The 18,098-nt window shown below is 56.9% G+C and carries 15 protein-coding genes; 6 read left to right on the forward strand and 9 right to left on the reverse strand.

Going from position 1 to position 18,098, the window contains the following annotated elements:
• Positions 1-1,485, forward strand: coding sequence for an NADH-quinone oxidoreductase subunit NuoN (nuoN, locus tag CAP48_RS09395; RefSeq protein ID WP_100695837.1), 1,485 nt, complete (start codon positions 1-3; stop codon positions 1,483-1,485).
• 13 nt (positions 1,486-1,498) lie between these two features.
• On the forward strand, positions 1,499-2,002 hold the full coding sequence (locus CAP48_RS09400; protein WP_100695839.1) for a DUF2818 family protein: 504 nt from the start codon (positions 1,499-1,501) through the stop codon (positions 2,000-2,002).
• 130 nt (positions 2,003-2,132) lie between these two features.
• Here CAP48_RS09400 and CAP48_RS09405 read toward each other — a convergent pair whose 3' ends face one another.
• The 5 genes from CAP48_RS09405 to mfd all read right to left on the reverse strand — a co-directional run bounded on the left by CAP48_RS09405 (position 2,133) and on the right by mfd (position 9,861).
• Complete coding sequence (locus CAP48_RS09405) at positions 2,133-2,840, reverse strand: PolC-type DNA polymerase III (protein WP_100695841.1); 708 nt, start codon at positions 2,838-2,840, stop codon at positions 2,133-2,135.
• A 147-nt stretch (positions 2,841-2,987) separates the two neighbouring features.
• Positions 2,988-4,874 (reverse strand): DUF294 nucleotidyltransferase-like domain-containing protein, encoded by a 1,887-nt coding sequence (locus CAP48_RS09410; RefSeq protein ID WP_100695843.1) that lies wholly within the window; start codon positions 4,872-4,874, stop codon positions 2,988-2,990.
• Positions 4,875-4,965: 91 nt separating this feature from the next.
• Positions 4,966-5,340: a VOC family protein gene (locus tag CAP48_RS09415; protein WP_100695845.1), complete on the reverse strand. Its 375-nt coding sequence runs from the start codon at positions 5,338-5,340 to the stop codon at positions 4,966-4,968.
• Positions 5,341-5,553: 213 nt separating this feature from the next.
• Positions 5,554-6,396, reverse strand: coding sequence for a phosphoserine phosphatase SerB (gene serB / locus CAP48_RS09420; protein WP_100695847.1), 843 nt, complete (start codon positions 6,394-6,396; stop codon positions 5,554-5,556).
• Positions 6,397-6,423: 27 nt separating this feature from the next.
• Entirely contained in the window at positions 6,424-9,861 is a 3,438-nt protein-coding gene (gene mfd, locus CAP48_RS09425) for a transcription-repair coupling factor (protein ID WP_242444375.1), read from the reverse strand.
• A 292-nt stretch (positions 9,862-10,153) separates the two neighbouring features.
• Between mfd and ispD the strand changes: the two genes are divergently transcribed.
• Both ispD and ispF read left to right on the forward strand, forming a co-directional pair.
• Positions 10,154-10,858 carry a 2-C-methyl-D-erythritol 4-phosphate cytidylyltransferase gene (gene ispD, locus CAP48_RS09430; protein ID WP_100695851.1) on the forward strand — a complete coding sequence of 235 codons (705 nt, stop codon included), beginning with the start codon at positions 10,154-10,156 and terminating at the stop codon, positions 10,856-10,858.
• Between the two features lie 225 nt (positions 10,859-11,083).
• Positions 11,084-11,569 (forward strand): 2-C-methyl-D-erythritol 2,4-cyclodiphosphate synthase, encoded by a 486-nt coding sequence (ispF, locus tag CAP48_RS09435; RefSeq protein WP_100695853.1) that lies wholly within the window; start codon positions 11,084-11,086, stop codon positions 11,567-11,569.
• Between the two features lie 179 nt (positions 11,570-11,748).
• Here ispF and CAP48_RS09440 read toward each other — a convergent pair whose 3' ends face one another.
• From CAP48_RS09440 to ompR, 4 genes are all read right to left on the reverse strand, one after another.
• A complete protein-coding gene (locus CAP48_RS09440; RefSeq protein WP_100695855.1) occupies positions 11,749-12,267 on the reverse strand; it encodes a carboxymuconolactone decarboxylase family protein in 519 nt (172 codons plus the stop codon).
• 56 nt (positions 12,268-12,323) lie between these two features.
• Positions 12,324-12,872, reverse strand: coding sequence for a peroxiredoxin (locus tag CAP48_RS09445; protein WP_100695856.1), 549 nt, complete (start codon positions 12,870-12,872; stop codon positions 12,324-12,326).
• A 148-nt stretch (positions 12,873-13,020) separates the two neighbouring features.
• A complete protein-coding gene (locus tag CAP48_RS09450) occupies positions 13,021-14,430 on the reverse strand; it encodes a sensor histidine kinase (RefSeq protein WP_100695858.1) in 1,410 nt (469 codons plus the stop codon).
• A 15-nt stretch (positions 14,431-14,445) separates the two neighbouring features.
• Positions 14,446-15,189, reverse strand: coding sequence for a two-component system response regulator OmpR (gene ompR, locus CAP48_RS09455; RefSeq protein WP_100695860.1), 744 nt, complete (start codon positions 15,187-15,189; stop codon positions 14,446-14,448).
• Between the two features lie 300 nt (positions 15,190-15,489).
• On the opposite strand from ompR, the gene tsaB reads away from it, so the two are divergent.
• Together tsaB and CAP48_RS09465 are read left to right on the forward strand one after the other, a co-directional pair.
• A complete protein-coding gene (gene tsaB, locus CAP48_RS09460) occupies positions 15,490-16,914 on the forward strand; it encodes a tRNA (adenosine(37)-N6)-threonylcarbamoyltransferase complex dimerization subunit type 1 TsaB (RefSeq protein WP_100695862.1) in 1,425 nt (474 codons plus the stop codon).
• Between the two features lie 5 nt (positions 16,915-16,919).
• On the forward strand, positions 16,920-18,068 hold the full coding sequence (locus CAP48_RS09465) for a uracil-DNA glycosylase (protein WP_161495227.1): 1,149 nt from the start codon (positions 16,920-16,922) through the stop codon (positions 18,066-18,068).
• Positions 18,069-18,098: the final 30 nt, after the last annotated feature.

The following is an 18,098-nucleotide window of genomic DNA, read 5'->3' on the forward strand; positions in this document are numbered from 1 at the left end:
ATCATGGAAAATCAATTTAATTTTGCACTTGCAGCGCCTGAAATCATTCTGGTGATCATGGCCATGGGCATTCTGGTTTACGATGCATTCAGTCGCGAAGCCACACGCAAAACCACCTATGTGTTTTCTCTGTGCGCGCTGATCATTCTGACAGTGGTATCACTGATTCAGTGGAATAGCGGTATTGGCGGCATCACTTTTTACGGCATGTATGTAGCCGATCCCCTGGCGCACCTGTTGAAGATCGCCTCGTATCTGGCAGTCCTGGTCACACTGATCTATAGCCGTCAGTATGTGGTGGATCGTGATATGTCCAAGTCCGGAGAGCTGTATCCGCTCACGCTGTGCGCGCTCCTGGGCCAGATGGTCATGATTTCGGCCAGCAGCATGCTGACCATTTACCTGGGCCTGGAATTGATGTCCCTGGCCTTGTACACGCTGGTTGCACTGCGCCGTGACTCGCTGAGCGCGACCGAATCGGCCATGAAATATTTTGTCCTGGGTGCACTGGCATCGGGTTTCATGCTTTATGGTATTTCAATGGTGTACGGTGCAACGGGCCATGTGGATCTGGCTGGCGTTATGCAGGTTATTCGCAATGGCGAGGCCGGTGAGATGACGCTGGTGCTTGGCACTGTGTTTGTTGTGGCCGGCTTGGCATTCAAGCTGGGTGCCGTGCCATTTCACATGTGGGTTCCCGACGTATATCAGGGTGCGCCGACGGCGATTACGTTGACTATCGGCGCCGCCCCCAAGCTGGCCGCGCTGGCTATCACGCTACGCCTGCTGATCGAGGGCCTCAATGGGGTGGCTTTAAGCTGGCAGCCAATGCTCATTATTCTGGCCGTGCTGTCGCTGGCCATCGGTAATCTGACCGCGATCATGCAGACCAATTTCAAGCGTATGCTGGCGTATTCGACCATTTCGCATGTCGGCTTTGTCCTGCTCGGATTGCTCTCTGGTGTAGCCGCCAACGGCTCGGTCATCAGCGGCGCTTATGCATCGGCGCTCTTTTATATCGTGACCTATGTCCTGACTACGCTGGCCAGCTTCGGTCTGGTGCTACTCATGAGCCGCAAGGGTTTCGAGTGCGAGCAGATTGATGACCTTAAAGGCCTGAACCAGCGCAGCCCTCTGATGGCTTTTGGCATGCTGTTGTTGATGTTCTCGCTGGCCGGTATTCCGCCGCTGGTAGGCTTTCATGCCAAACTGGTTGTGCTGCAGGCGGTTGTGTCCGCAGGGCATGTATGGCTGGCTGTTTATGCCGTGGTGTGTTCGCTGATTGGCGCGTTCTATTACATTCGCGTGGTCAAGGCGGTGTACTTTGACGAGCCGGTTCAGGATGTTCCTGCGCCTGATACCTCATGGTCATTCCGCAGCGGCGTAATGTCCGTGAACGGTCTGCTGATTATTGTGCTGGGTGTTTTGCCTGGCGGGTTGATGACCCTTTGTGTACAGGTCATCGACGCTTCACTTAAATTCTGACGGTTGCGCCTTTATGTATCCTTCTGAATCCATCTGGATTTTCATTGTTCTCGCCTTTGTTTTCGCCATGGTGCCGTTTCTGACGGAAAGGGCGTTTGTCTTTACACCATGGCAACAAGCGGGCGAGGTCGAAAAACCATTCTGGTTTTATCTGCTGCGCGCCTTTGTTTCATACGCGGCGATTGCCGCCGGTTGCTGGCTGTTAGCGACACAGGCAGGCAATCTGCCCTATATGCTAGCCGGTGTTTTGTTGCTCGGTCTGACGGTGTATACGCCGGGCACCATGGTGAGTCCGTCAGTGCCGGTCAAGCATATCAGTACGCGCTTACTGGAGGTGCTGGCTGGCTATTTCGTTGTCGGTGCCGTCGGGTGCGCCATCGAAGCCAATTATGCGAATCCGTCCCAGAAAAACTGGGAATTCTATGCGATTGCTGCGTGTCTTTACGTAGTGCTGGCCTATCCAGGCTTCGTCTGGCGGCATTTGATGAAACATCCCAGGCGGCCTAAGGCTGCATAAGGCGGGCTAAGGTGGCATCAATGGCCTGTGGGTGCCGGTGTTGACCCTTTGATATCGTGATCCCGGCGGTGCTCGCACCGACCGGGATTTTTTTCGGCTTATCTGTTTTCTATCTCGGCTTATCTGTTTCCTATCGCCCGATGAGTTGTCGGTAATGCCTTTCGGCCGTGGCTAGACGGTTGAGTGTGAGCCATCCTTGTTGCTCGCATTTTTTATTCAGGCACAGGAACAGTTCGGCGCTGGCCAGCGCATCGGAGACCGCATGGTGACGGTGATGATTCCGTATATTGAATAGATGTGTCCAGTCATCCAGGGTCCGGTAATTGAGCGCTTGCTCGCGCAACAGAGCCGGGGCCAGATAGGCCAGGTCTATCCATAGTCTTTGTTGCAGATCGGCCTGCAGCCATGTTTTCAGGCTTTTTTCCAGCATGGTCTGATCAAACGCGACATGGAAGGCGACTAGCGGTGCCGCGCCGATGTATTCAAGAAACTGCATAAGGGCTTCGGCCGGGTCTATGCCGCTGCGCTGCTTTGCGCCGGCAATGCCGTGGACCAGAATATTGCTTTTGCTGCTGGACTGCTGCTGTCGCAAGACGATCTCGAAGGCGTCGTCAAGCATGATACGTCCCTGTTCTATGGCCACCGCGCCAATGGCAATCAGCGTGTCTTTTTTCAGATCCAGACCGCTGGTTTCCACATCCAGCACAACGATTCGGCTGTCTCGAATGTTTTGCTTGCCGTCGGCACGCGGCAAGGTGCGCCAGGCGTTGAAGCGCTCGTCAAGGCAACGCGGACGCGGATGCCGCTGGCCAGCACGGAACAAATCCAGGACATTCATATCGGGATCCTGCTGCGTTCAGGGGTGAATAAAATGGACAGACTCATGTGGGTATCCTGCTGCGACAGATGCGGAACCCGTCCAGCAAACTCATGCTGGTTGCTTGTTGTGGTCGGGCGAGCCGGCCTTTGAGCGTCACGCTGAAAACTACAACGCATATCTCACCGACAACATGCTCTGCAAAGACTTGGCAAGCCGGAATGCTTCGCGCAGGATGCGATTATCAAGGGCGTTTAACGTGCCGGGATCGATCTGGTTAGTATAGGGCTGGTTTTTCTCTGCGGCCTGATGATGTAATTGCATTCGCAATAACTGTATGTATAGGAACGCTTCTGCATAAGCGTCTGCTTGCGCCTGGCGCAGTCCTGCTTGCGGTCCTGCTTCTTTAAGGCGCAGCACCGTATTGGTGTGGCTGCTGCCCGTTTGCAAAGCCAGTATTCTGGCGGCGTCGACAAAGAGCACCGCCGCCTGGGTTTTCAGGTCTAGCATATTGTCCTGGCCGGTCACGAAGTCACGAAAGAGCCCTAGTGGTGGCCTGCGTGATACCGCATTTTGTGTCAGAAAACGCAGGAACAGAGGATGTTGAGCGAGCGTCTGGTTCAGCCACTGACGCAGCGACACTGCCAGTTGTTCATTGCCGTCAAGCGCGCGAAAGTCAAAAAAAATGCTCGAATGCATGATCGCGACAGGATCGGGGCTGTTGATCCAGGCGCTGAAGCGGGCACGCCATTCTTCGGTGCTAAGGCACCATTCGGGATTGGAGGCCATGATATTGCCCTGGCACAATGGAAAGCCACAGGTGTCCAGCGCCTGGTTCACGTCGTATGCAAATGACAGCAGGATTTGCCGCGTCGCCTGCGCTTGCCGGGGGTCTGTGGCGCTGAAAATAATGCCGTTGTCCTGGTCGGTATAAAGTGTTTGCTCCATGCGGCCTTCGGAGCCCAGCGCCAGCCAGCAATAATCTAGCGTTTGTACCTGCGGGTGCCGCTCCCGCATCAGACGCCCGATCTGGCACAACGTCAGATCGTTCAGGGCGGAAATGATCTGTGTTATCTGCTCCACGGCGATGCCCTGCGCCATCATATTGTCGCCGAGCTTGCGGATGTCGCCGCAGCAAGCGGCGACTTGCTCGACAGACTGTGCAGCCTGCAGGCGCAAATTAATTTGCCGCAGACTGATTCGCTGCAGCGAGAACAGATCTTTTTCGGACACCAGGCCGTGCAGCCGTCCGGTATCGGGGTCGGTGACCACGATATGGCGAAAGCCGTGCCTGGCCATGATCAATGCCGCTTCGGAAGCCGGCGCGGTCGGCGGCAGTGAGACCGGATTCGGCGTCATATAGGTGGCAAACGGTGCGTCCAGATCTGCCTGAGGCAGTGTGACGCGAGTGAGCAGGTCCGGCAGGGTAAAAATACCGATAGCCCGCTCGCTGTCATCGACGGCTATGATAGAGCCGACCTGCTGTTCCTTCATATGTTGCAGCACATCACGCAGTGGCTGTGAGGACGGGCAGGTGACGGGCGGCCTTCGAATGAGCTGCTGCACCGGTATGGTCAGCGCCGGTTGTTCTGCATTGCCGCGGCTGTATTGGGCCTGGATAATCTGCTTGGAGTACTCAAGCAGCAGCGCGGTACGTTGCTCGCAGTAGTCCCGGAAAACGGGTGATTCGGCGCGCAGTTGCTGAAAGCCCGCCAGGCTGAGCTCATAGACGAAGGTATCGGTGGCTGCGACAAACTGGCTGCCCGGCGAGCGATTTGCCAGAATGGCCCCTAGCGGAAAGCATTCGCCTTCATGCAATTCGAACGTGTCGCGATACTGGCGCGCTGAACTGGCCAGCTGTTCTGTCTGGACAATGCCTTGCTTGACGATATAAAAGGTATCAGGCGGCGGCGCATTGGCCGGAATAATGATTTCGCCGGCGGCAAAGTAATTGATGGTCAAGCGGCTGGCCAGCGCTTCCAGCACTCGGTCTAGCATATTCTGAAACGGCGGGAAGCGCTTCAGATGATCGACAACAGCCTGGTTCAACTCCATGATAGGCCCCCGGGACAATGGACTTTTGCCGATTTGACAGACGGCGATGTGATTCGCGCCGGTCTATCTTATCGATGTGACACACGCTGGTCTATTTTATACGTTCCGGCGCATTTTCGATATGTACCAGAATATTGATAAGGCGATCAAAGGGGTCGCGTACGTAAAAGCGACGTACTCCCCACGGTTCGACCACCGGCCCGTATTCAATGGCAATCGCCGCTGTCTGACAGCGCTGCAGCGCCTCATCCAGGTCATCGACTTCAACGGACAGGTCAGGCACCGGTGTGTCCGATCCGCCCTGTGTGGCTATACTCAGTTGCGTCTGCATTGTCTCGTTTGAGCCGTAGGTGGCAAGCCAGCCGTGGTCCATCAGCAAGTCCATGCCCAATACGTCTTGATAGAAAGCTCTGGCGACCGAGATGTCGGGGCTCTGGATGTTGGCGACGATGCGTTTGACTTTCATAGGTTTTGCTCCATTGCTGTGGGTAGACACCTGGGCCCCGCAGGAAGGGCAGGCGCCTGACGCCCGGGTGAGGGCCGCTCAGTGGCCCGGTATCTTGACGCCCTGTTGTGCGGTGGGACCTTCGTTACCGGCTGCCCAATGCAAGCGTTTGCCTTCGGTAGTTGTGGCGGCGAACCGAAACCGAAGGCGTTGCAGTGCGAGTTCGGTGACTGCTTAGTCTTCAAACCAGTTAAGCACGGCGTCCAGGCCTGAATAATTGATCCGAAATGCGGCCGCTTTTTGCAATACGGGTTTGGCGCGATAAGCCACCGAATAAGCCGCGTTCGACAACATCTCCTGGTCATTTGAACCGTCGCCAATGGCGATGCACTGCTCGGTCGTGGCGCCCAGCGAGGCCGCGAGCGTTTGCAGATGCGCCGCCTTGCGCTGGCCATCGACAATGTCTCCAATCACCTGGCCGGTCAGCTTGCCATTGTTCACTTCTAGGACATTGGCATGGACACTGTCCAGTCCCAGGCGGGTACGCAGTTTTTCCGTGAAGAAAGTAAAGCCGCCGGAGACCACCATGACATGGACGCCGGCGCCTTTCATGGCGCGAATCAGCTTTTCAGCGCCGGTATTGAGCTGCAGCCGCTCATCGTAAACGCGCTGCAGGTCGGTTTCGGGAACGCCCTTGAGCAGGGCGACGCGCCGGCACAGGCTTTCACTGAAGTCCTTGATCTCGCCGCGCATTGCCGCTTCGGTAATGGCAGACACTTCTGCCTTCTTGCCGACCATGCCGGCGATTTCGTCGATGCACTCAATATTGATGAGCGTCGAGTCCATGTCCATGGCCAGCACTTTCATCTGTGCCAGCGGGCGAATGAGCTGCAGTGCGGCGATGTCAACATGGCGGCTCCTGGCCCAGTCCTGCAACTGCTCCACCGTGGTTTCATCAATATCTTCCAGCCGCATGGCACAGGCATTCAGCGGGGTAATACGGTTGGCGCTGGCCAGGGCGGCGGCCTGTTCGATCAGGTCATGGCGGATGCCGGTAGCTTGGAGTACGAGATGCATGTTCAGGAAAATCCGGGTAAAAAGTAATCAGGCTGCCAGTGTCTTGAGCAGAAGGCGAATGGTATCGATGCGGCGATTGATGTCGGGCATATTGTTCAGTTCAATGCGTAATTTGTCAGCGCCGGAAAAACGGATGTGCTTTTGTTTTTGCACCAGTTCAATCATCTTGAGCGGATCGGCGTTGGTCTTGGGGCCAAAGGCCAGCAGCGCCTGCTCGTCACTGATGTCTACTTTGATGATACCGAGTGCTTCGGCCAGAATGCGCAACCGGTGGGTCGCAATCAGCATGCGCGCAGGCTCGGGCATTTTGCCGAACCTGTCGGTGAGCTCTTCCTGGATGGCCAGCAGATCGTCTTCGCTTTTCGCGTGCGCCAGCTGTTTGTATAGCGACAGGCGGGCGTGGATGTCGGTGCAGTAATCGGCCGGCAGCAGGGCAGAGGTGTGCAACTTGACTTCGCATACTGAATTGAATGGAGTTTCCAGGTCGGGCTCTTCGCCGGCCTTGAGTGCACGCACGGCCTCATTGAGCAGATCGCTGTACATGGTAAAGCCGATTTCGTTGATATTACCTGACTGCGATTCACCCAATACTTCGCCTGTGCCGCGTATTTCAAGATCGTGCATGGACAAAAAGAAGCCCGAACCCAGTTCTTCCAGGGACTGGATGGCTTCCAGCCGCTTTTTCGCATTGCTGGTGATAGCGTCTTCGCCCGGTGTCAGCAAATAGGCATAAGCCTGGTGGTGAGAGCGGCCGACTCGACCGCGCAACTGGTGCAATTGCGCCAGGCCAAGGCGATCGGCGCGATGAATAATAATGGTGTTGGCGCTGGGCACGTCGATGCCGGTTTCAATAATGGTGGTGCATAGCAGAATATTGAAGCGTTGCTGGTAAAAACCCTTCATGATTTCTTCTAGCTCGCGCTCGGGCATCTGGCCATGCGCCACGGCAATACGCGCCTCAGGAAGCAGTTCTTCCAGGCGAGCGCGGCGGTTCTGAATGGTTTCCACTTCATTGTGCAGGAAGTAAACCTGCCCGCCCCGCTTCAGTTCGCGCAGGGCGGCTTCACGGATCGTGCCGTTGTCTTCACGTCGCACGAAGGTTTTGATGGCCAGGCGCTTTTGCGGCGCCGTGGCGATGACGGAAAAATCACGGATGCCTTCCAGGGACATGCCCAGCGTGCGTGGGATGGGGGTCGCGGTCAGGGTCAGAATGTCTACCTCGGCGCGCAGCGCCTTGAGTGCCTCTTTCTGGCGCACGCCGAACCGATGCTCTTCGTCGATAAGAACCAGTCCCAGGCGCTTGAACTTGACGTCTTTGCCCAGCAGTTTATGCGTGCCGATAACGATATCGACGGTGCCGTCTTCCAGCCCCTCCAGCGCAGCCTTGACTTGCTTGGTGCTGCGAAAGCGGGATAATTCGGCGACGCGCACCGGCCAGTCGGCGAAGCGATCAGAGAAAGTCTGGGCATGCTGTTCAGCCAGCAAGGTGGTGGGGCACAGCAGCGCCACCTGCTTGCCATTGGCGACGCACAGAAACGCGGCGCGCAAGGCGACTTCGGTCTTGCCAAAGCCCACATCGCCGCAAACCAGACGGTCCATCGGCTTGCCCGAGGTCATATCGCTAATCACGGCATCAATGGCTGCCTGCTGGTCAGCCGTTTCTTCAAAGCCAAAGCCTTCGACAAAGGTCTGATAGTCGCTAAAAGGCAGCTTGAAGGAAAACCCTTCGCGCGCAGCGCGCAATGCATACAGGGCGAGCAGCTCGGCGGCGGCATCACGAATTTGCTTGGCGGCTTTCTTGCGGGCACGGTCCCACTGGCCTGAACCCAGTTGATGCAGCGGCGCCTGCTCAGGATCGGCGCCGCTATAGCGGGAAATGACGTGCAATTGCGATACCGGCACATACAGTGTGCTGTTGCCCGAGTATTGCAAATGCAATAGTTCGATATTGCCTTCGCCCAGGTCCATGGTGACCAGACCATGATAGCGTCCGATCCCGTATTGCATATGGACGACCGGATCGCCTTCGCGCAGCTCGGACAGGTCGCGCACCATGGCGTCCACGTTGCTGCTGCGTTCCTGTTTTCTACGTCTTCGCTGGGCCACAGACGCCGAGCCGGGGTACAGGTCGTTTTCGGTGACCAGGCAAAGCTGCCGGTCACGAATAATAAAACCGGTGTTCAGCGGTGCAATGGCAATGCCAAAATCAATATCAGACGCGACAAAGTCCTGCACATTGTCGAAAGCGGCGCTTGGCTCCAGTTGCTGTTCGCGCAGCAATTGCAACAAGGTTTCGCGCCGTCCGGCCGAGTCTGCGCACAGTAGCAGGCGTTGCTCGCCCCGCTGCAGCCAGTTGCGCAGTCGCGCAAAGGGATCATCGCTGCGCCTGAGCACGGCGATATCGGGCGCCGGTGCGAAATGATCATTGGCCGTTTGCTCGTTCAGGTGCAGCCGGGCAAAGGCTTTCAGATGGACAAACAGTTGTTCTTCTGAAAGAAACAGGTGGTCGGGTGGCAGCACGGGGCGCTCGCGATCGCTTTTAAGAAACCGGTAGCGGCTGTTCGTATCGTCATAAAACTGTTTGATTGCCTCTTCGATATTGCCGACGGTAACCATGATGGTTTCAGGGCGCATATAATCGAACAGCGTGGCCGTTTCGTCAAAGAACAGCGGTAAATAGTACTCGACCCCGGCAAACGCAATGCCGTTGCCTATGTCTTTGTAAGGCGTCGCCCGCGATGGATCGCCTTCGAACAGGTCGCGAAAGCGCGAGCGAAAATGCGCACGGGCGTCTTCGTCCATGGGAAATTCGCGGCCAGGCAGCAGTTCGACGTCGTTGACCGGATACAGGCTGCGCTGGGTGTCCATGTCAAAACTGCGGATGGATTCTATCTCATCGTCAAACAGATCAATGCGATAGGGCAGTACCGAGCCCATCGGAAACAGATCAATCAGCCCGCCGCGGATACAGAACTCGCCGGGTGCGGCCACTTGTGAGACGTGGGCATAATTGGCCAGCGTCAGCTGTTCGCGAAGTGCGTTTTCATCAAGTTTGTCACCCTTTTTGAATGAAAACGAGTAAGCGGCCAGAAATGCGGTGGGCGCTAAGCGATACAGGGCGGTTGTGACCGGCACCGTCAGTATGTCGACATTGCCCTGCATGAGTGCAGACAGCGTCTTGAGCCTTTCGGAAATCAGATCCTCGTGCGGCGAAAAGCCATCGTAAGGCAGGGTTTCCCAGTCTGGAAACTGGCGCACCCGCAGATTCGGATCAAACAATACCACTTCATCGTGCAGCCGCTGCGCTTGCAGCGGGTCGGCGCACAGCAGTATGAGTGGCTTGCCGGCTTGCTTGGCAAGTTCGGCGCACAGCCACGCGTCTGCCGAGCCCGGGGGACGCGGGTAACTGTAGCGTTGACCAGGTTTGAGCGCGTTCAGAAGCGGGGTGAGGACGGTGTTTGACACAGGGACAGAGACAGGGAATCGAATCTGTTCATTTTATCAGATACCTGGCCCCCGCCGCCCGTGCGGGCAACGGATCGGGGCAGGCCGTGCACGCACGCAAAGGCCGTCGGGTGTTGCAAGGGGCCCGCGATAGGGACCGATGGCTTTTTTTCCTGTCGCCGCTGCGTGCAGCTACCGCGTCGCGCTGCCGCAGCTGCAATGCCGGTGTCTGCGATTTGGTTTGTCTGGCGGCGAGCGTGATATTATCTGATCTCTTGAATGATGCGATGGCCGTTCAATGGCGGCTACCTATATGTCTGACACTATTTTTGCGATTATTCCCGCCGGCGGCGTAGGCAGCCGGGCGCTGGCAGCGGGCCGGCAAATTCCAAAGCAGTATTGCAAAATCGGCGGCGTGACCATGCTGCAGCGTGCCGTTGATGCCCTGCGCAAAGATAACAGAGTGGCCTCGGTCCATATCGGAGTGACGGTCGAAGACAACTGGATCGATACGCTTGAGCTGGACGATCATGTTCACGTGCACCGCACCGCAGGTGCTACGCGAGCTCATACGGTGGCCGCAACGCTGCGGGCTGTGCTGGATTATTACGGTCGTGATGGCTGGGCGCTGGTGCACGACGCGGCAAGGCCGGGCTTGCAGTCTGAATCGCTTACCGCATTGATTGACGCCTGCCTGAGCCAGCAGCAGGGGGGGCTGCTGGCATTGCCAGTGCCTGATACCGTCAAGCGCGCCACGGTCAATGAGCAACAGCAGGTTTGCGTTGCGCAGACGATACCGCGTGAGGGCCTGTGGCTGGCGCAGACACCGCAATTTTTTCCGGCAGGCGCACTGCTGCAAGCACTCAACGACGGGATTGAGACCGGGCTGGATATTACGGACGAAGCCTCGGCCATGGAGGCAGCGGGCATCAGGCCGTTATTGGTGCGCGGTACGGCAGAAAATATGAAAGTCACCTGGCCTGCCGATTTCGCCATGATGGAAAAATGGCAATTGTGATCGCAGGAAATCGTATTGGAACCCGCGATGAGTATCGAGAAAGAATTGTGATGGAATCGCACCGAAGCTGTGGAGCAATTGCGGGGAACCAGGATAGCGCAGCGAGGGCACTGCGACGGAAACCCGATGGAACCGAAAGCGGCCCAGGATTCTACGGTCTGGCGAATGCCTGGCACAGACCATATTTGTAAGTAAGATGTTAACGAATTATGAAGGGAGTGCGTGATGACAATTGGCTTGCGGGTCGGACAGGGATTTGATGTCCATGCGTTGCAAGAGGGACGGCCGCTGATATTGGGCGGTGTCACCATTGCCCATAGTCACGGACTGCTTGGGCATTCCGATGCCGATGCGCTGTTGCATGCCATTACGGACGCAATACTGGGCGCGGCGGCGCTGGGCGATATCGGTCGCTTGTTTCCCGATACCGACCCTGCATTCAAGGATAGTGACAGCCGGGTCTTGCTGCGTGAAGCGTATCGCCGTGTAAGGCAAGCGGGGTGGCAGGTGGTCAACGTGGATGCCACCGTTCATGCTCAGGCGCCCAAGATCATGCCGTATGCGCCGGACATGGTGCGCAACATTGCGGCCGATCTGCAACTGGATCCCGGTTGCGTGAACGTCAAGGGAAAAACCAATGAGCACCTGGGCTACCTTGGGCGCAAGGAAGGAATCGCGGCGACTGCGGTCGCTTTGCTGGCCAGCCTGTGACGTGACGTTTTGCGTACGTAAAAAAGCCGATTCGTACAGCCGCCAGCAGAAAAAAGGCTGTCCCTTGTGCCGCCAGCGCCATTTTTCCCATCTGGCCGGCGCCGCCCGGCGGCGCTGAGCAAGCAAAAAAAGCCGCGACAATGGGTCACGGCGTGGCAGTGTTCAGAACACGGCGATTGTTATTTTCCTGTGGCTGTCAGGGCGAGTGCAGCAGCATTCACAACAGAGGCAATGCGCCCTGCATCACGCAGTTGCTCGATCGTAAAGCCGGCTTTTTTCAGATTGTCGAAATGCGATTTCACGCAGAAGTGGCATTTGCCGACAATTGAAGCGGCCAGGGCAAACAGCTCAAAACGTTCCTGCTCGATGCCCCCATGAGAGGAGTAGGCATTCATGCGTAGCATGGGTGGCAGGCTCTTTAGCTGGCTGTCGTCTGTCATTTCCACATAGGGATACCAGATGTTATTCATTCCCATCAGGGCCGCAGCGGTCAGTACGCCATTGGCATCTTCTTCAGACAAGCCAGCCTTGAACTGTTCGATCAGAAACGCATTTTTGGCCGCATATGCGCAGGCCAGGGCCACCCCGACTGCATCGGCCGGCTTGAGCGAAGAGCGGGCAATAGTGCCATCCAAGTTCAACCGGATATCCTTGGCCCAGTCCGGAATTTCATTTTTTATCGTGGTTAGAAATTGCATAGTTTTTTCCTATTGAAAGGTGGAGGAAAAACCCGGCGAACCGGGTTTGATGCAAATTACAGTGTATCGCCACCCGCAGCGCGATTGCACGGGCACAGTTCATCTGTCTGCAAGCCGTCCAGAATACGCAGGATTTCCTCAGGACTGCGACCCACGTTCAAGTTGTTCACCGAGACGTGCTGAATAACGTTGTCGGGATCAACAATGAAAGTTGCGCGCAGGGCCACGCCTTCGTTGCGCTCGCGCACGCCCAGCTGATCGATCAGCGAGCCGGTGGAGTCGGCAAACGAGTAGTGAGCCAGTTTGTTCAGGTCTGGGTGCTCGCGGCGCCATGCCAGTTTGCAAAACTCATTGTCAACGGAACCGCCCAGCAGCACGGCATCACGATCTTCGAAGTCTTTGGCCAGGTTGTTAAAGCCAACGATCTCAGTCGGGCATACGAAGGTGAAATCTTTTGGATAGAAGTAAATAACTTTCCATTTACCCGGGAAAGAGGATTCTGTTACGTCTTCGAACGCAGATACGCCGTTTTCTTCGTGATTGTTAAAACCCGGTTTGACACCGACGACTTTAAACGATTCAAGCTTTTCACCAACTGTTTTCATAACTTTACCTCATAAGAAGTTGAACAACCGCCCGGTATTGCCGAGCCTGCTTATTGGCCTCGCCAAATGGCGTGGCAAGAGAACGATCCGAATTTCCGCAAGGAGATTCGATCTTCTCCAATATCAATCTTAATCATATTTTACACTATCAAAACTGGGTGTCTAATTGATAATTTCTATCTCGCGCCTTGGGAATTTCTATGTGCCCGACCAGGCCGGTGGGTTGGTTTGGTAGCAGTTTTAAGGTGCCTCCGACGTGCTGTAGCAGTCGCTCGACGATAGAAAGACCCAGGCCGGCGCCAGATACGCCGGTGCGCGCGGCTTCGCCCCGTGAAAAGGGCCGCAGTAGCCTTTCGGTGTCCTTGGCGTTGATACCCGGTCCGTTGTCGCAAATATCGATTTCAATCACGCCGCCTCTTTCCCGTGCCAGCACCAGGATATGGGGCTGGCCGTCAGCGACAGAACGACCGTAGCGTCGGCTGTTTTCAATCAGATTGCTGACAATCCGCTTCAAGTTCAGTTCTCCGATGCGCGCGTACAGATTCGGCTGAATTCTAGTGTGTAGCGTGCCGCCCAGCGATTCTGTATGCGCCTTTTCCCGATCGGTGATGTCCCGCAAAATTACGGAAACATCGATTGCTCTTTCGGGCAGTACAGCCGCAGGCCGGGCATATTCCATCAACTGCCCGATACTGTGATCAATCTGTCCCAGGTCTTCGTCGATCGCGGTGCGGGTTTCGTCGCTCACGTTGCTCAGTTCAATCTCCAGACGCATGCGCGCCAGTGGGGTGCGCAGGTCATGGGAAATGCCGGCGAGCATCAGTTCGCGATCGGCTTCAGTCTGACGGATGTCGCGCGCCATGCGATTGAACGCATTATTGAGTTCACGTATCTCAAGCGGCCCCTGGTCATCCGGCAGTGGGGCGGGGTTTTCACCGCGCGCGACTTGCTGGGCTGCCTTGGCCAACCGAGACAGCGGCGTATTGACAAAACGTACGCTGATGGCAGCGCCGATCAACGCCAGCAACAGGGCAATTACGCCCCAGCCGATCCACTCGCGCATTTGCGGCAGGTTTTCCGTGGATGATTTAAGCAGTAGCCAGTAAAGTTCGTCGCCCACATTGAAACTGATCCAGATGCCCGGTTCTCCGTTCATGCTGGAAGCGATCTTGGTTTCGGTCTGAGTGTCGGAGCGCTGGATCTTGTCGGCGAAGATGCGCCAGAAGGTCGTGTCGGGCAGGGGCTGCAGGACATCATCAAGTTGCCGGGGGAAAACCTGGATGTCTCCGGTTGTGGCCAGGTCAATGACCAGCGCATTGCGATCATTGGGTGGCACGTAGGCCAGCGATTTGCGGGTGATCTTCAGGGCCGTGATGCCGCGTTCGGCCATTTGCGTGGCTCGTGGCTCTTCCTGCATATTGAAAAAAACAATCAGCCAGCACGTCAGACTGACGGCCAGAAGTGCCGCCAGTAAGAAAAAAGACCGGCTGAACAAGCTCAGCCGGATCTTTGATGCGAAATTCTGCAGTTGAGGAAATTGTACCGGAGCAGCAGCCATGGTGGCGCCGTCTTTTTAGTTACCGCCGTCAGGAACGAAGACGTAACCCAGTCCCCAGACGGTCTGGATAAACACCGGTTTGGCCGGATTCGGCTCTATCAGCTTGCGCAGACGGGAAATTTGAACATCAAGGCTGCGGTCAAAGGCTTCGTATTCGCGACCACGGGCCAGCTCCATCAGTTTGTCGCGCGAAAGCGGCACTTTAGGATGACGGGCGAAAACCTTCAATACCGAGAATTCCCCGGTCGTGATGGCTACAACGTCTTCGCCGCGGGACAGCGTGCGAGTCGATAAATTCAGTGTATACGGCCCGAAAGCGATGGATTCGTTTTCCTGGCTGGGTGCGCCCGGATGCTCTTCGGAGCCGCGACGGCGCAATATGGCGTTGACGCGGGCCAGCAGTTCACGCGGATTGAATGGCTTGGAAAGATAATCGTCGGCGCCCATTTCCAGCCCCAGGATACGGTCGATTTCTTCGGCTTTGGCCGTCAACATAATGATGGGGGTGTTGTCGTTGGCGCCGCGCAGCCGGCGACAGATGGACAGGCCGTCTTCCCCGGGCAGCATCAGGTCCAGCACCAGCAGGTCGAAATGCTCGCGCTGCCAGAGCTTGGTCATTTCCTTCCCGTCTTCGGCAACGAACACATTGAAACCTTGTTCAGTCAGATATCGGCGCAGCAGGTCGCGAAGGCGAGGGTCATCATCGACTACCAGAATTTTGCGTGGGGGTGTTGACGAGGCAGTTTGTGGTGTATTCATACTAAATGATTAAGAGCTTCCGAGAGAAGTGACAGGACTATTTGAGCACATGTTACAGTTTCTGCTGTCGCCGATGGCTCAATTTTCACCATCAGTTACACTAAAAATATTTCACCGCGCCTGTATGGGTAATACAGACATATTGATGCAGTTTGTTTCAAAAAGAAACAATAAAGCGCTGGTGTGCTAGCGGGTTGTGGTCAATCGGCAGCATCGGAACGAGCAAGCAGACTACGCTATTCATTTTAGCGCAAATCGGACCGGACACATCCCGCTTCCTGTTTATAATTGCGGGATCAGATGCCAGGCTTGCAGGGGCTGCCCGTTACCGTGCAGCCGGGCATCGACCGCCTGGCCAATACGAACCCATTTTCCGAAAAAGCGCCGTTTATGAATGTCAACCTGATCTCCCTTGAAAGCTCGGCCACCTGTTCGTCGGTGGCGCTGTTGTGCTACGAGGGCGGGCAGTCACAAACCACCGAGCAGGTCAGCAACCAGGCCCAGGGCCACGCAGAACAAGTGCTGCCCATGATTGAGCATTTACTCAATTCCGCCGGCATAAGCCGGAGCGATATCAGCGGTATTGTCTTCGGCCAGGGGCCGGGTGGCTTTACGGGCTTGCGCATCGCCGCCGGCATGGCGCAAGGAATGGGGCTGGGGCTGGATATCCCGGTATTTCCGGTGACCTCGCTGCTTGCCGTGGCTGAAACGGTCAGGCCGGTGGCGCCGTCGACATTGATTGTCAGCTTGCTGGATGCCCGCATGCAAGAGATTTTTCTGGCATGTTTCAGGGAAACGGGCGACAGTGACCTGCAGCAGGTGCAGGCGCCGTGTCTGGTCGCTGCCGAACAGATCCCCTTGTGGCTTGAGCGCGTTCGGCTTGCGGCCGGTAGTAGCTTGACTGAGCAGGGTTCGGGTACGCTATTGCCCGATGCGCCGGCGCTAGTATTGGCAGGCTCCGGTGTCAGGGCGTGCCCGGGGCTGGCGCAACTGGCCGGGGTAAAGCTTGTTCCCGATGCACAGTCGCGTGCGGCGGTCATGGCCAATATTGGTTTGCGAGCGTGGATCGCCGGCCGTTTCATTCCTGCAGATCAGGCAGCGCCGTTGTATGTGCGCGATAAAGTCGCATTTACCACAAGTGAAAGGCAGGGCGGGCAAGGGGGTAATCCGCGCGCCGTCCCCCTGAACCCGGCGCGGAATGAGCAGGATGCAGAGCCGACAACGCTCTCGCAAGCGGCCCGCGAGCGTACTCAGACCATTGAATCACTGCAGCAGCGCCATCTGATACGGCGCATGACGCACGAGGATATCGAGGCGGTCGTGAAAATTGAACGCCGGGTGCAGTCACATCCCTGGACCGAGGGGAATTTCCGCGACGCGTTAAAAGCTGGTTACGAAGCGTGGGTCGTGTGTCACGACGGCGAGGTAGTAGCATTTTCGTTGCAACTAATGGCGCCCGATGTGTCGCATCTGCTGCTAATTGGTGTGAGACCCGATTGGCAGGGTCAAGGCGTGGGGGCAGGTCTGCTTGCCTGGGGAGAGGCGCGCTTGCTTGATCAAAAACTGGACACTCAAGTGCTGGAGGTGCGACCTTCCAATACCCCGGCCATTGCCTTTTATCGCCGCTGGGGTTATGAACAGATAGGCGTGCGCAAGGGCTACTACCCGGATGGACGCGGCAAGAGTGAAGACGCCTGGGTCTTGCAAAAAGCCGTGGTATCCTGATGGCTATGGAATCTTCTTCAGTTTCTGCCGGTACTCAGCCGGTGACGCATCCGGTCAATGTCGCCGTCAATCCCCTGCAGTTGCTCTGGTTGCAGGAGAGCGGGATTGATCGCCTTTGGGGGCGCCCCCTCACCATCTCTGGCCCGGCCGCAGCGGAACAATCAGCACCGGCGCCGTCCGGCAATGTGCCAACAGCTGGCACGGCCTCTGCTGCGCAAACGGTCCGGGCCGAACTTGTGCACAGCGCTGCCGCCCGGCACGATAGCGCGGCAGCAGCGTCGGCGGGCGAACCGGCAGCAGCGCCGGCCGCGCGCACGCATGAGCAGCCGCAAAACTCGCCGGCCCGACAGGCATTGGCAAAACTGCGCGAACAAATGCAGCGCCCCCGACGGACTGCGGGGCAAGCGGGCGCCGCAACGCAACACGCTGCCCCCATGGAACAGGCCGCCCCCTTGGCGCATGCGGATTCAATAGAACAGGCTACCGCAGCGCAAGCGAGCAATGTGAGCGCAGGCGCTGCGGCAGCCCAGCGCGGGGCGGTATTGTCAGAGTCTTTGGCCCGCCCAGCGCCGCCGCCATCGCAATATAGCGATAGCGAGTGGCCGGATTTGGCGGCAACTATCCGGCAATGTACCCGGTGCAGCTTGTCCGAGCATGCGCGCCAGCCGATACCCGGGACCGGCACCGTGACGGCGCGCCTGATGATTATTGATCAGGCACCGGGCGCGCAGGACGAAATCAACGGCGAGCCACTGAGTGGGCAGGCTGGTCAATTGCTGGATAATATGCTTGCTGCTATCGGTCTGTCCCGTGACGCCACGTTTATTACGGATGTGGTCAAGTGCAGACCGATGGTGAGCCGTCCGCCCGAGTCGCATGAAATTGAGGCCTGCGCAGATTTTCTGCAACGGCAGTTTGCCCTGGTGCAACCCGCTTGTGTCCTGTTGTTCGGCAATGCCGCCCAATCTGTGCTTGGCACCTCGAAGCCGGTAGGGCAACTGCGCCAGGACGAAGACCTGACGATCACCATTAACGACAGAGCAGTCCCGGTTATTGTCACTTTCCATCCAAATCATCTGCTGGCCAATCAGGCGGCCAAGCCCCTGACGTGGGAAGATCTGAAGCGACTGAGAAAAATATTGTTGCAGCTATAGCAGGGCGGGGCTTGGCGTTAGCAGGCCACG

It is taken from the genome of Advenella sp. S44 (genome assembly GCF_002810445.1).
Lineage (GTDB): Bacteria > Pseudomonadota > Gammaproteobacteria > Burkholderiales > Burkholderiaceae_B > Advenella.

Excerpts from the sequence above, each read along its gene's own strand:
- ompR (WP_100695860.1), bottom strand. The coding sequence starts at position 15,189 with ATGAATACACCACAAACTGCCTCGTCAACACCCCCACGCAAAATTCTG.
- ispF (WP_100695853.1), top strand. The coding sequence starts at position 11,084 with ATGACAATTGGCTTGCGGGTCGGACAGGGATTTGATGTCCATGCGTTG.
- CAP48_RS09415 (WP_100695845.1), bottom strand. The coding sequence starts at position 5,340 with ATGAAAGTCAAACGCATCGTCGCCAACATCCAGAGCCCCGACATCTCG.
- CAP48_RS09410 (WP_100695843.1), bottom strand. The coding sequence starts at position 4,874 with ATGGAGTTGAACCAGGCTGTTGTCGATCATCTGAAGCGCTTCCCGCCG.
- CAP48_RS09400 (WP_100695839.1), top strand. The coding sequence starts at position 1,499 with ATGTATCCTTCTGAATCCATCTGGATTTTCATTGTTCTCGCCTTTGTT.
- tsaB (WP_100695862.1), top strand. The coding sequence starts at position 15,490 with ATGCCAGGCTTGCAGGGGCTGCCCGTTACCGTGCAGCCGGGCATCGAC.
- CAP48_RS09465 (WP_161495227.1), top strand. The coding sequence starts at position 16,920 with ATGGAATCTTCTTCAGTTTCTGCCGGTACTCAGCCGGTGACGCATCCG.
- CAP48_RS09445 (WP_100695856.1), bottom strand. The coding sequence starts at position 12,872 with ATGAAAACAGTTGGTGAAAAGCTTGAATCGTTTAAAGTCGTCGGTGTC.
- CAP48_RS09450 (WP_100695858.1), bottom strand. The coding sequence starts at position 14,430 with ATGGCTGCTGCTCCGGTACAATTTCCTCAACTGCAGAATTTCGCATCA.
- ispD (WP_100695851.1), top strand. The coding sequence starts at position 10,154 with ATGTCTGACACTATTTTTGCGATTATTCCCGCCGGCGGCGTAGGCAGC.
- CAP48_RS09440 (WP_100695855.1), bottom strand. The coding sequence starts at position 12,267 with ATGCAATTTCTAACCACGATAAAAAATGAAATTCCGGACTGGGCCAAG.
- serB (WP_100695847.1), bottom strand. The coding sequence starts at position 6,396 with ATGCATCTCGTACTCCAAGCTACCGGCATCCGCCATGACCTGATCGAA.
- CAP48_RS09405 (WP_100695841.1), bottom strand. The coding sequence starts at position 2,840 with ATGAATGTCCTGGATTTGTTCCGTGCTGGCCAGCGGCATCCGCGTCCG.